Origin of the sequence: Ensifer sp. Root558 (genome assembly GCF_001427045.1) — a bacterium.
Lineage (GTDB): Bacteria > Pseudomonadota > Alphaproteobacteria > Rhizobiales > Rhizobiaceae > Ensifer > Ensifer adhaerens.
Map to the genome: position 1 here is coordinate 68,612 of NZ_LMGC01000003.1, position 12,592 is coordinate 81,203.

Genomic DNA, 12,592 nt, shown 5'->3' on the forward strand with positions numbered 1-12,592 from the left:
TCCCCGCCCCCAAGATCACGATGATTTAGGATCTGCCCGACCCAATCACAACCGCGATCGATTGTCATGAAGGAGAGCGGACGTGCGGGCGGAAAACCGCACACATGTTCCTCGTCCCGCTCCCGTTTCGTCCCTGCTGCTATCGGCCGACAAACTGTAGCAATTCGCCCATGTCGTCAAACAGCGCGTCGGGACTGAGAGCGGCAAGACTCTGCCGGTGCTTGTCGGTGCGCGCGTGGCTGCCGCCGGCAAAGGCAAAGACCCGCATGCCCGCCGCCTTCGCCGCTTCGATGCCGGCCGGACTGTCCTCGACGACGACGCAGTCGTGGGGAACGAAGCCCATCTGGCGGCTCGCGTGGAGAAAGAGATCCGGTGCCGGCTTGCCGTGTTTCACCATGGTGGCGGAGAAGATGTTGGGCTCGAAGAGGTCGATGAGCCCCGTGACGGTCAGCGACAGGCGGATGCGCTCGGGCTGGCTGGAAGAGGCGACGCAACAGGCGCCCTTCAGGCCTTCAACGGCGCCCCGGATGCCGGCGATCGGCTGGAGTTCGGTGCGGAAACGGTCGTAAAGCCGGAGGCGCATGCCTTCGAGAAACGCATCGTCGGTGGCAAGCCCGTATTCGTCGTGCAGGATCGCCGACATGCTCTTGAGGCTGCGTCCGAGAAAGCGTTCGGTCGCCTCCTCGGTGGTCATCGAGACGCCGGCGGCCGAGAGCACGTCCACCAGCACCTCCAGCGAGATCGGCTCGCTGTCGACGAGTACCCCGTCGCAGTCGAAGATCACCAGCCCGGACGCCGCATCCGCCATCGCATTTTATCCCTCAAGCTTGCCGTCCAGATAAAGCTGGAGCGTAGCGCGCGTACCCTTTTCCCAGAGGGTTTTCAATGCATCGGCGAAACGACGTCGGAAGAGATCGGAGCGAGCAACGTCGCCGAAGATGTCGCCGAGCGCCAGGAAGGCCATGGGGTCGTCCTTGGCGGCAAGCGCTGCCTTGTTCAGCCGGTCGGCGCTCTGGTCGTTGAAGGCGATCGTCTTGCCGCTGTCCGACGTGCCGGCAAAGTATCGGCACCAGAGCGCTGAAACGAGCGACAGCCCGACGACATCCTCGCCGCGCGCCAGCCGATCGGCCGTCGAAGGCAGGATGAACTTCGGCTGCCGGTTGGAGCCGTCCTGGGCCAGCCGCGGGATCGTGTCGCCGATCTTCGGATTGGAAAAGCGCGTCTCGATCAGCTTGTAATAGTCGCAGAGATCGGTGTTCGGCACCGGCGGAATGACCGGGATGATCTCGTCATGCTCCAGCTTGGCAAGGAAGGCGCGGATCAGCGGCTCCTCCATCGCCTCGTGGACAAAATGAATGTCGAGCAAGGCGGCGGGATAGGCGATCGCCGCATGGCCGCCATTGAGAATGCGGATCTTCATGTGCTCATAGGGCGCCACGTCAGGCACGAACTGGACGCCGACCTTCTCCAGGGCCGGGCGACCGAGTGGGAAGTGATCTTCGAGCACCCACTGCTTGAATTCCTCGCAGAACACCGGCCAGGCATCCTCGATGCCGTAGTCGTCGGCGACGATGCCGATCTCGCGCGCACCGGTTGCCGGCGTGATCCGGTCGACCATGCCGTTCGGGAAGGCGACATTGGCGTCGATCCAGTCGGCAAAGGCGGGATCATGGAGACGGGCCAGCCCCGAAACCGCCGCATGGGTAACCTCGCCGTTGCCCGGGATGTTGTCGCAGGACATCACGGTGAACGGCGGCACGTTTTTGCCGCGGCGCGCCTTCAGCCCGGCAACGATCAGCCCGAACACCGTCTTCGGAGCCGCCGGGTTCTGCGCATCGGCAACGATATCGGGGTGGGTCGGATTGAACACACCCGAGGCCGGATCGATGAAATAGCCGCCTTCAGTGATGGTCAGCGAGACTATGCGGATCGAGGGATCAGCGAGCCTGGCAACGATCCCGGCGACGTCGCCCGGTTCCAGATAGTCGATCATTGCGCCGGTGACATGGGCGCCTGTGCGGTTGTTGTCCTGCTCGACGACGGTCGTCAGGAAATCCTGCGCCGCGAGCTTGGCCCGCATCGTTGCGTCGGAGGGAAGGACGCCGGCACCGATGATCGCCCAGTCCCTGTCGTGACCGGCGTTGAAAAGATCATCGAGATAGACGGCCTGGTGCGCCCGGTGGAAGTTGCCGACGCCGAAATGCACGATGCCCGCCGTCAGTTGCGACCGATCGTAGGCAGGCACGCCGGCTTTGGCCTTGATCGTGTCGAGGGCGGCAATTGAGAGTTTGGTCGTCATGATCCCGTATCCTTTCGAGGCTTCACCGACTGGCGCCGGTTCAGCTCATCCAATTGCCGCCATCGACGTTGTAGGTCTGCGAGACGACGTAGTCGCTCTCGGCTGACGCGAGGAAGATCGCCATGCCCGTCAGGTCCTCTGCCGTTCCCATCCGGCCGAAGGGCACCTCGGCGCCAACGAGCTTCTTCTTTTCGCCGCGCGGGCGGTTCTCGTATTTGGCAAACAGCGCATCGACGCCGTCCCAGTGTTCGCCATCGACCACGCCGGGCGCGATCGCGTTGACGTTGATGCCGTGCTTGATGAGGCCGAGGCCGGCCGACTGGGTGAGACTGATGACCGCCGCCTTGGTGGCGCAATAGACGGCGACCAGCGCCTCGCCGCGCCTGCCTGCCTGGCTTGCCATGTTGATGATCTTGCCGCCCCTGCCCTGATCGATCATCTGCCTGGCTGCGGCCTGCATCGTGAACAGCGTGCCCGATACGTTGATCGCAAACAGCCGGTCGTAGCTCTGACGGCTGATCTCGACGATCGGCGCAAGGTCGAAGAGCGCGGCATTGTTGACGAGAATGTCGAGCCCACCCGCCTGCCGGACGACGGCGGCGATCGCCTCGTCGATCGACGCCTGTTGGGTCACGTCCATCTCCACCGCATAGGCGCCGGCGCCGATCTCGGACGCTGTCTCACGCGCCCGCTCGATGTTGATGTCGGCGATCGCGACCGTGGCGCCCTCGCGGATATAGGCCTCCGCGAAGGCACGACCGATCCCTCGCGCAGATCCGGTGATCAGCGCGCTCTTCCCGTCGAGCCTCTTCATCGAACCGCCAGCCCCTTTTCGTCGAACCTGTGGACGCGCTGCGGATCGGGCGTCAGGAAGACCCGGTCACCATGGGTCACGGCGAAATCGCCGCTGACCCGCGCCGTCACCGTGCCGACATTGTCGACATTGACGTGCAGGAAGGTGTCGGAGCCGAGATGCTCGGCGACACCGACCGTGCCCTGCCAGGTTCCGCTTTCCTTCGAAAGCGCCAGATGTTCAGGCCGAATGCCCATCGTGTGCGCCTGATAGGCGGAAGCCGCCGCACCGCTGACGATGTTCATGCGCGGCGAGCCGATGAAGCCGGCGACGAACAGGTTGTCCGGCTTGTGGTAGAGGTCGAGGGGCGAGCCGACCTGCTCGATGCGACCACGATTGAGCACCACGATCTTGTCGGCCATGGTCATCGCCTCCACCTGGTCGTGGGTGACGTAGATCATCGTCGTCTTCAGGTCCTGGTGCAGTTGGCTGATTTCAAGCCGCATGTTGACGCGCAGCGCCGCGTCGAGGTTCGACAGCGGCTCGTCGAACAGGAACGCCTTCGGCTGGCGCACGATCGCTCGGCCGATCGCGACGCGCTGGCGCTGGCCGCCCGAAAGCTGGCGCGGCTTGCGGTCGAGATAGTCGGTGAGGTTCAACACGCGGGCTGCATCCGACACCTTCTTGTCGATGACGGCCTTGTCCTCGCCCGCCATTTTCAGGGGAAAGGCGATGTTGGAACGCACGCTCATATGCGGATAGAGCGCATAGGACTGGAACACCATCGACAGGCCGCGCTGTGCCGGTGGCAGTTCGGTGGCGTTCTTGCCGTCGATGACGATGTCGCCGTCACTGACGTCTTCGAGGCCGGCAATCAGCCGGAGCAGCGTCGACTTCCCGCAACCGGACGGTCCGACGAAGACGACGAACTCGCCATTGTTGATGTCGAGGTCGATCGAGGGGATGACGGCATGGGCGCCGAAGACCTTCGAAACCTTGCTGAGTGTAATGCTTCCCATTGTCGTATCCCTTATTTGACCGCGCCGAAGGTGAGGCCGCGTACGAGCTGCTTCTGCGAGAACCAGCCGAGTATGAGGATGGGGGCGATCGCCATGGTCGAGGCGGCCGAGAGCTTGGCGTAGAACAGGCCTTCAGGGCTCGAATAGGAGGCGATGAACGCCGTCAGCGGTGCTGCCTTGGCGGCACTGAGGTTCAGCGTCCAGAACGCCTCGTTCCAGGCGAGGATGATGTTCAAGAGCAGCGTCGAGGCGATGCCCGGGATCGCCATCGGCGTCAGCACATAGATGATCTCCTTGGAGAGCGATGCACCGTCCATGCGCGCGGCCTCCAGGATCTCGCCGGGGATTTCCTTGAAGTAGGTGTAAAGCATCCAGATGATGATCGGCAGGTTGATCAGCGTCAGCACGATCACGAGGCCGGTGCGGGTGTCGAGCAGGCCGGTGTTGCGGAACAACAGATACATCGGCACCAGCACACCGACCGACGGCATCATCTTGGTGGAGAGCATCCACATGAGCACGTCCTTGGTGCGCTTGGTCGGCGAGAACGCCATCGCCCAGGCGGACGGGATGGCGATGATCAGGCCGATCAGCGTCGAGCCGAAGGAGACGACGACCGAGTTCATGAAGTGCAGGAAGTAGTTCGAGCGGCTTTGCACCTCATGATAGTTTTCCGTCGTCCAGTCGAAAAAGAACAGCGACGGCGGTGATGCGATCGCCTCGGCCTCGGTCTTGAAGCTCGTCAGGAACGTCCAGAGGATCGGGAAGAAGATGAGGATGCCGATCGTCCAGGCGACGACGGTCACGACGATCTTTCTTTGGGTGGAGACGTTGCGTGCCATGGTTCTCAAGCCTCCAGCGTCTTGCCGATCATGCGCATCAGGAAGAATGCGACGATGTTGGCGAGGATGACCGCGATGATGCCGCCGGCCGAAGCACCGCCCACGTCGAACTGCAGCAGGGCCTGCGCATAGACGAGGAAGGTCAGGTTGGTGCTCTGCGTGCCCGGGCCGCCATTGGTGGTGACCAGAATTTCGGCAAAGACCGAGAGCAGGAAGATCGTCTGAATGAGGATGACGACGGTGATCGCGCGAGAAAGATGCGGCAACACCAGGTAGATGAAGCGGCTCCAGGCGCCGGCGCCGTCCATCTGCGCGGCTTCCTTCTGCTCCTCGTCGAGCGACTGCAGCGCCGTCAGAAGGATCAGTGTCGCGAACGGCAGCCACTGCCAGGCGACGATCAGGATCACCGACATCAGGGGTGCGTTGGCGAGAAAGTCGAAAGGCTGCAGCCCGAAGAGCTTGGCGATCCAGGCAAAGAGCCCATTGACCGGGTTCATGAACATGTTCTTCCAGACGAGTGCCGCGACCGTCGGCATGATCAGGAACGGCGCGATGACCAGAATGCGCACGATCCCCTGCCCGAACATCGGCTGGTCCAGCAGAAGCGCCAGCGCGATGCCGCCGATGACAGTGATGAACAACACGCCGAGCACGATCGCCAGCGTGTTGAAGAGCGCCTGGAAGAAAGCGGGATCGGTCAGGAAGTAGCTGTAGTTGGAAAAGCCCGCGAACTCCTCCATCCCCGGCATCAGAAGATTGTAGCGCAGGAACGAGAAGTAGATCGTCATGGCCAGCGGAACGATCATCCAGGCCAGAAGCAGAAGCACCGAAGGCGCAATCATCAGACGCGCGGCGGAGCGGGTGTGCAAGGTCGCCATGGCGTCCCCCCAAATGACGGAATTCAACGCTGTTTCGAGATCGGGTCGGGCGGCGCGTTTTTCCGCGCGAGCCCTGCGGCTACCTTCGGGATTTACCGGGGCGCCAGCCATTTGCGGCCAGCACCCCGGGCCCTTGGGAGCCTTACTTGATGTAACCGGCCTTGGTCATTTCGCGTTCGGTCAGCTTCTGGGCGCTGGCAAGCGCGTCGTCGACGCTCATCTGGCCGGCAAGAGCCGCCGAGAACTGCTGGCCGACCGCCGTGCCGAGACCCTGGAATTCCGGGATCGCCACGAACTGCACGCCGACATAGGGAACCGGCTTGACCGCCGGGTTCTTCGGGTCGGCCGCGTTGATCGAGTCGAGCGTCATCTTCGCGAAGGGTGCTGCCTTCTGGTACTCGGGGTTGGCGTAGAGCGAGGTGCGCGTGCCCGGAGGAACGTTCGCCCAGCCTTCCTTGTCTGCGACGAGCTTCAGATAGTCCTTGCCGGTTGCCCAGGAGATGAACTTCTCGGCCGAGGCGACCTTCTGCGAGCCCGCGGGGATCGCAAGGTTCCAGGCCCAGAGCCAGTTGCCGCGTTTGCCAAGGCCGGTGTCCGGCGCCAGCGCGAAGCCGACCTTGTCGGCAACGGTCGATTCCTTCGGGTTGGTGACGAAGGAAGCGGCCACCGTCGCATCGATCCACATGCCGCACTTGCCGGTCTGGAACAGCGACAGGTTCTCGTTGAAGCCGTTCGAGGATGCGCCGGGCGGTCCGGCGTCGTTCATCAGCTTGACGTAGAAGTCGAGCGCGTTCTTCCATTCGGGCTGGTCGAACTGCGGCTTCCAGTTCTCGTCGAACCAGCGGGCGCCAAAGGCGTTCGCGGTCGCCGTCAGGAAGGCCATGTTCTCGCCCCAGCCGGCCTTGCCGCGCAGGCAGATGCCGTAGACTTCGGCGTTCTTGTCGGTGATCTTGCGCGCCGCGTCGGCAATGAACTCCCAGGTCGGCGCGTCGGGCATGGTGAGCCCCGCCTTCTCGAACAGATCCTTGCGATACATCACCATCGAGCTTTCGCCGTAGAAGGGCGCCGCATAGAGCTTGCCGTCGATGGTGAGGCCGGAGCGGATCGCCGGCAAGAGGTCGTCGACATCGTAGTCGGCGCCGAGATTGTCGAGCGGCAGCAGCCAGCCCTGCTTCGCCCAGATCGGCACTTCATAGGTGCCGATCGTCATGATGTCGTACTGGCCGCCCTTGGTGGCGATATCGGTCGTCACGCGCTGGCGCAGCACGTTTTCCTCAAGCGTTACCCACTCGAGCTGAATGTCCGGATTCTTGGACGTGAAATCTTCCGTCAGCTTCTGCATCCGGATCATGTCGCCGTTGTTCACGGTCGCGATCGTCAGGGTTTCTGCTTGGGCCAGACCCGACAGTGCGACTGCCGAGCACGTGCCCAGCAGGAAAGTTCTCAAGTTCATCGACTTCCTCCCAGAAGAAATTGAGCATTTGCCTCGCTCATGGGCAATTACTCACTTCTCATGACGAATTGTCAATGCGCATTCGTTGCTGCGGCGCACACAGAAACATTAGAAGATTGTTTTGATTGCCGATTTTTTCGTTTCGCAAATGCGAAAGGCCGGCGCTGGGACCGGCCTTTTCAATCGTTTCGCATAACGATCATGCGTTGAGCAGATAGATCGCCGTCGCCTCATCGGTGATAAGGCCGTTGATAATGCCGCCCTTTACGGCCGCCCGCAGCGCCTCATATTTGCGCTGCCCCTTGGCAAGTCCGATGACAGACGCCCGGTCGCGCGGCGGCAAGGGAACGGAGGCGACGCGCTCGTTGAAGCTGCCCGAGAGCAACGCGCCATCATGATCGAACATCCAGCCACAGATCTCGCCCGCGGCACCCGCCTTGGTCAGACCGGCCATCTCGTCCTGGGCGAGGAACCCGTCCTGGCAGAGCGGCGCGTCCGGGCCGAGCTCGCCGACGCCGACGAAGGCGACATTGGCTTCGGCGCCTAGCTTCAGAGCCACCTGCACCAGGCTCTGGCTGTGCAGCACCTCCCGCTCCTCGGCCGAAGCGGCGAGCACCGGCAGCGGCATCGGAAAATGCCGGGCCTTGACCGCATCGGCCATGCTGAAGATGACGTTGTAATAGGCGGCCGAACCGTCGAGGCCGATATTGCCCGTGAGCGACACGATGCGGTGCTGCGGACATTCCATCGGCGGCAACTGATCGACCGCCGCTTTCAGCGTGCGCCCGGTACCGATCGCCAGCACCTGCGGCTCGGACGATTTCAGCCAGCGCTCGATCTCGGCCGCCCCGGCTTCCGCGATGCCAACGGTCGTCGAGGTCGAGCCGGGATCGCTCGGCACCACCTCCACATGTTTCAGTCCGTATTTGTCGCGAAGACCTGCGGCCGCCTCGAGGCAGGCGGCAATCGGATGGTCGAGCCGAACCTTGATCAGCCGCTCGGACATGGCGAGCGAAACCAACCGCTGCGCCGACTGGCGCGAGATTCCCATGACGGTGGCGATCTCATCCTGGGTGCGGCCAGCGACATAGTATAACCAGCCCGCCCGGGCAGCATCGTCAAGCCTGTTGTTCGCCTCGCCCCTGCGTGCCATCGCTGTTCTCCATCCCCCCCGATCACGATACTTTTGGATCCTGTCGATCCAAAAGTATCGTGATCGATCCTCATAAGCAGAGCGGGGTGCGGGCGGAAAACCGCGCACACTTTTCCTCACCCCGCTCTGATCTGCTGCCACTATTGCCCCGCCCTGTCAAACATCGGCCAAGAACAAGGGCTTGGCAGGTCTGCCGCAAGGCCCGGGATCACAAGGCTTTTCGCCCGTTTCGACCTTAAATTTTTACCGTTTGATAAAAAAATAAAGCGTGTTACCGTTCCATCATCCTGAGAAAACATTGGGAGCCAAAAATGGGAACGACACAATCTGGGATCCTCGGCGGCCGCCTGCCGCTCGGGGAGTACGAGAGCAATTTCTCCGACCTGCATCCACCGCTCGACAAGCACGAGGCCCTCGTCGCTTCCGACCGCTGTTATTTCTGTCATGACGCGCCGTGCATGACGGCCTGTCCCACCTCCATCGATATCCCGCTGTTCATTCGGCAGATATCGACCGGCAACCCGATCGGATCGGCCAAGACGATCTTCGATCAGAACATCCTGGGCGGCATGTGCGCCCGCGTCTGTCCCACCGAAACGCTGTGCGAACAGGCTTGCGTTCGCAACACCGCCGAGGAGCGCCCGGTCGAGATCGGCCGCCTGCAGCGCTATGCAACCGACGTGGCGATGAAAGAGAACAAGCAGTTCTACACCCGTGCTGAAACCTCCGGCCGCAAGATCGCCGTCGTCGGCGCCGGCCCGGCCGGCCTTGCTGCTGCCCATCGGTTGGCCGTCAAGGGCCACGACGTCGTGATCTACGATGCCCGGCCGAAGTCCGGCGGCCTCAATGAGTACGGCATTGCCGCCTACAAGTCGGTCGACGACTTCGCGCAGAAGGAAGTCGACTACGTGCTGGCGATCGGCGGCATCGAAGTGCGCCAGGGCCAGGCGATCGGCCGCGATTTCACCCTCGCCGACCTCTCGGAACAGTATGACGCCGTCTTCCTCGGCCTCGGCCTTGCGGGCGTGAACGCGCTGCGTCTCGAAGGCGAAAGTGCCGAAGGCGTTGACGATGCCGTCGACTTCATCGCCGCCCTTCGCCAGTCGAAGACCAAGGCCGATATCCCGGTCGGCCGTCGCGTCGTCGTCCTCGGTGGCGGCATGACCGCAATCGATGCGGCGGTGCAGGCAAAGCTGCTCGGCGCGGAAGAAGTGACTATCTGTTATCGCCGCGGCAAGGAGCACATGAACGCCTCCGAGTTCGAGCAGGACCTGGCGGCCTCCAAGGGAGTCACCATCCGCCACTGGCTGCAGCCGAAGCGCATTGCCGAAAAGGATGGCAAGGTCGCCGGCATCGAGCTGGAATACACCACGCTCGAAGACGGAAAGCTGACGGCGACCGGCGAAACCGGTATCATTGCTGCCGACCAGATCTTCAAGGCGATCGGCCAGAGCTTCCTCGGAGCAGGCCTCGGCGCGCTGCAACTCGAAGGCGGCCGCATTGTTGCCGACGCCGAAGGGCGCACGTCGCTGCCCAACGTCTGGGCCGGCGGCGACTGCGTGCTCGGCGGTGAAGACCTCACGGTCTCGGCCGTCGCCATGGGCCGCGACGCGGCTGAATCGATCAATCGGGCCTTCGCCGCGGCAGCGCCGCGCGCGAGCGCAGTTGCCTAAGGGATCGGGAGGAGAAACCAATGGCTGATCTTCGCAATAATTTTGTCGGCATCAAATCCCCGAACCCGTTCTGGCTGGCATCCGCCCCACCAACGGACAAAGCTTACAACGTCGAGCGCGCCTTCAAGGCGGGCTGGGGCGGCGTCGTCTGGAAGACGCTCGGCGAGGAAGGCCCGCCGGTCGTCAACGTCAACGGCCCGCGCTACGGCGCGATCTGGGGCGCCGACCGCCGGCTGCTCGGGCTGAACAACATCGAGCTCATCACCGACCGCGACCTCTATGTGAACCTGCGCGAAATGAAGCAGGTGAAGATGAACTGGCCGGATCGCGCCCTGATCGCCTCGATCATGGTGCCCTGCGAGGAAGAGGCGTGGAAGGCGATCCTGCCGCTGGTCGAGGAAACCGGCGCCGACGGCATCGAACTCAACTTCGGCTGTCCGCACGGCATGTCTGAACGTGGCATGGGTGCTGCGGTCGGCCAGGTGCCGGAATACATCGAGATGGTCGTGCGCTGGTGCAAGCAGTACACGCGCATGCCTGTCATCACCAAATTGACGCCCAATATCACCGACATCCGCAAGCCCGCCCGCGCCGCCAAGGCCGGCGGCACCGACGCGGTGTCGTTGATCAACACGATCAATTCGATCGTCTCGGTCGACCTCGACAACTTCGCCCCCAACCCGACGGTCGGCGGCAAGGGCACCCACGGCGGCTATTGCGGCCCGGCGGTGAAGCCGATCGCGCTCAATATGGTCGCCGAGATCGCTCGCGACCCGGAAACCTACGGCCTGCCGATCTCCGGCATCGGCGGCATCACCACCTGGCGCGACGCGGCCGAGTTCCTGGCACTTGGCGCCGGCAACGTCCAGGTCTGCACCGCAGCCATGACCTATGGCTTCAAGATCGTCCAGGAAATGATCTCGGGCCTCTCCGACTGGATGGACGCCAAGGGTCACCGCAACCTCGATGATATCACCGGACGCGCGGTCCCGAACGTTACCGACTGGCAGTATCTGAACCTCAACTACATCGCCAAGGCGAAGATCGACCAGGATGCCTGCATCAAGTGCGGTCGCTGCCACATCGCCTGCGAGGATACCTCGCACCAGGCGATCACGCAGTTCGTCAACGGCGTACGTCACTTCGAGGTAATGGAAGACGAGTGCGTTGGCTGCAATCTCTGCGTCAACGTCTGTCCCGTCGAAAACTGCATCACCATGGAAGAGCTGCCGGCCGGCACGCTCGACCAGCGCACCGGCAAGCCGGTCGATCCGAACTACGCCAACTGGACGACCCATCCGAACAACCCGATGGCCCGCCAGGCCGCTGAGTAGCGGATCTCGTCACTTCATCGAAACGCCGCCGGACCACAAATCCGGCGGCGTTTTCTCATGTGCCCTCAGAACTCGACGACGACCTTGCCGAACGGGCCGCGGTCGAGATGCGCCAAAGCCTCGCGGAACTGTTCGAACGAATAGCGCGCATCGATGACTGGCTTGATCGCGGTCCGGTCGATCGCCACGACGAAATCCTGCAGCGCCCGGCGGTGAGCGACGCCAATGCCCTGGATGACCGGCGATTTCAGCAGGACCGGCGTGACCGGCGCCGAGATCTCCGCGCCCTCGAACACCCCGATCACCGATATCCGCCCTTGCACGGCAACCGCCTGCAGCGACTTGCCAAGATTGGCACCGCCCGCCATCTCCAGAATATGATCGGCGCCGTGATCGCCGGTAATCTCGAGAACCCGCTCCGCCCAATCCTCTCTTACGCGGTTGATGCCATGGTCGGCGCCCAGAGCAAGCGCGCGCTCGAGCTTTTCCTGGCTGGCCGACGTGACGATGACCTCGGCGCCATGCGCCTTGGCGATCTGCAACCCGAACAGCGATACGCCGCCGGTGCCCTGCACGACCACGCGGTCGCCAGCCTTGGGATGCCCCTTCTCGACCAGGGCGAACCAGGCCGTCACCCCGGCACAGGGCAAGGTGCTCGCCTCGCCATCGTCCAGGCTCTCGGGTGCTGCTACGAACCAGTCCTCGGGGAAAGCGACATATTGCGACGCGACACCCGGGTTCAGGCCGCCAAGGGCAAACGACGTTGGGTGACGAGCCGTTCCCGGCTTTTGACCGTCGATCCAGGTCGGATCGAAAACGGAGATGACCCGATCGCCGGGCTGGAAGCGCGTCACGCCGCGGCCGACCGCTTCCACCACCCCTGCCATGTCGGAGCCCGGCACGAAGGGGAAGGAAAGCGGCATGCCCATGCCGTTTTCCAAGACCAGCTTGTCGCGAAAATTGAGCGACACGGCCGTCGTGCGAACCAGCACCTCACCTGGGCCCGGCTCCGGAACACGGCGCTCGGTAATTTTGAGGTTTTCGGCTCCAAGCGCGTCGATCGTCCATTCCTTCATCAGTCTTGCCATAGTCCGTTCCTTTCACTGCATTGATCTGATGGAGGAAGCATAGCGTTGAATTTATCTCTC

11 protein-coding genes are annotated in these 12,592 nt (G+C 63.0%); 2 read left to right on the forward strand and 9 right to left on the reverse strand.

The window, feature by feature from the left end; all coding sequences use genetic code 11:
- Positions 1 to 139: 139 nt before the first annotated feature.
- The 8 genes from ASD63_RS07235 to ASD63_RS07270 form a co-directional block, all read right to left on the reverse strand.
- On the reverse strand, positions 140 to 808 hold the full coding sequence (locus ASD63_RS07235; RefSeq protein ID WP_034794077.1) for an HAD family hydrolase: 669 nt from the start codon (positions 806 to 808) through the stop codon (positions 140 to 142).
- Between the two features lie 6 nt (positions 809 to 814).
- Entirely contained in the window at positions 815 to 2,299 is a 1,485-nt protein-coding gene (locus ASD63_RS07240; protein ID WP_034794078.1) for a mannitol dehydrogenase family protein, read from the reverse strand.
- 40 nt (positions 2,300 to 2,339) lie between these two features.
- Entirely contained in the window at positions 2,340 to 3,113 is a 774-nt protein-coding gene (locus ASD63_RS07245) for an L-iditol 2-dehydrogenase (RefSeq protein ID WP_034794082.1), read from the reverse strand.
- Entirely contained in the window at positions 3,110 to 4,111 is a 1,002-nt protein-coding gene (locus ASD63_RS07250; RefSeq protein ID WP_034794095.1) for an ABC transporter ATP-binding protein, read from the reverse strand. The genes ASD63_RS07245 and ASD63_RS07250 overlap by 4 nt, the downstream gene beginning before the upstream one ends.
- Positions 4,112 to 4,122: 11 nt before the next feature.
- Positions 4,123 to 4,953, reverse strand: coding sequence for a carbohydrate ABC transporter permease (locus ASD63_RS07255; RefSeq protein ID WP_034794097.1), 831 nt, complete (start codon positions 4,951 to 4,953; stop codon positions 4,123 to 4,125).
- Between the two features lie 5 nt (positions 4,954 to 4,958).
- A complete protein-coding gene (locus ASD63_RS07260; RefSeq protein WP_034794260.1) occupies positions 4,959 to 5,831 on the reverse strand; it encodes a sugar ABC transporter permease in 873 nt (290 codons plus the stop codon).
- A gap of 142 nt (positions 5,832 to 5,973) precedes the next feature.
- On the reverse strand, positions 5,974 to 7,284 hold the full coding sequence (locus ASD63_RS07265) for a sugar ABC transporter substrate-binding protein (RefSeq protein WP_034794099.1): 1,311 nt from the start codon (positions 7,282 to 7,284) through the stop codon (positions 5,974 to 5,976).
- Positions 7,285 to 7,483: 199 nt separating this feature from the next.
- A complete protein-coding gene (locus ASD63_RS07270) occupies positions 7,484 to 8,437 on the reverse strand; it encodes a sugar-binding transcriptional regulator (protein WP_034794101.1) in 954 nt (317 codons plus the stop codon).
- Between the two features lie 311 nt (positions 8,438 to 8,748).
- Here ASD63_RS07270 and ASD63_RS07275 point away from each other — a divergent pair, with 311 nt between their 5' ends.
- Both ASD63_RS07275 and preA read left to right on the forward strand, forming a co-directional pair.
- Positions 8,749 to 10,110 (forward strand): NAD(P)-dependent oxidoreductase, encoded by a 1,362-nt coding sequence (locus ASD63_RS07275; RefSeq protein ID WP_034794104.1) that lies wholly within the window; start codon positions 8,749 to 8,751, stop codon positions 10,108 to 10,110.
- A 20-nt stretch (positions 10,111 to 10,130) separates the two neighbouring features.
- Positions 10,131 to 11,444 carry an NAD-dependent dihydropyrimidine dehydrogenase subunit PreA gene (gene preA, locus ASD63_RS07280; protein WP_034794108.1) on the forward strand — a complete coding sequence of 438 codons (1,314 nt, stop codon included), beginning with the start codon at positions 10,131 to 10,133 and terminating at the stop codon, positions 11,442 to 11,444.
- A gap of 65 nt (positions 11,445 to 11,509) precedes the next feature.
- On the opposite strand, the gene ASD63_RS07285 is transcribed toward preA, so the two are convergent.
- Positions 11,510 to 12,532, reverse strand: coding sequence for an NAD(P)-dependent alcohol dehydrogenase (locus ASD63_RS07285; RefSeq protein ID WP_034794110.1), 1,023 nt, complete (start codon positions 12,530 to 12,532; stop codon positions 11,510 to 11,512).
- Positions 12,533 to 12,592: the final 60 nt, after the last annotated feature.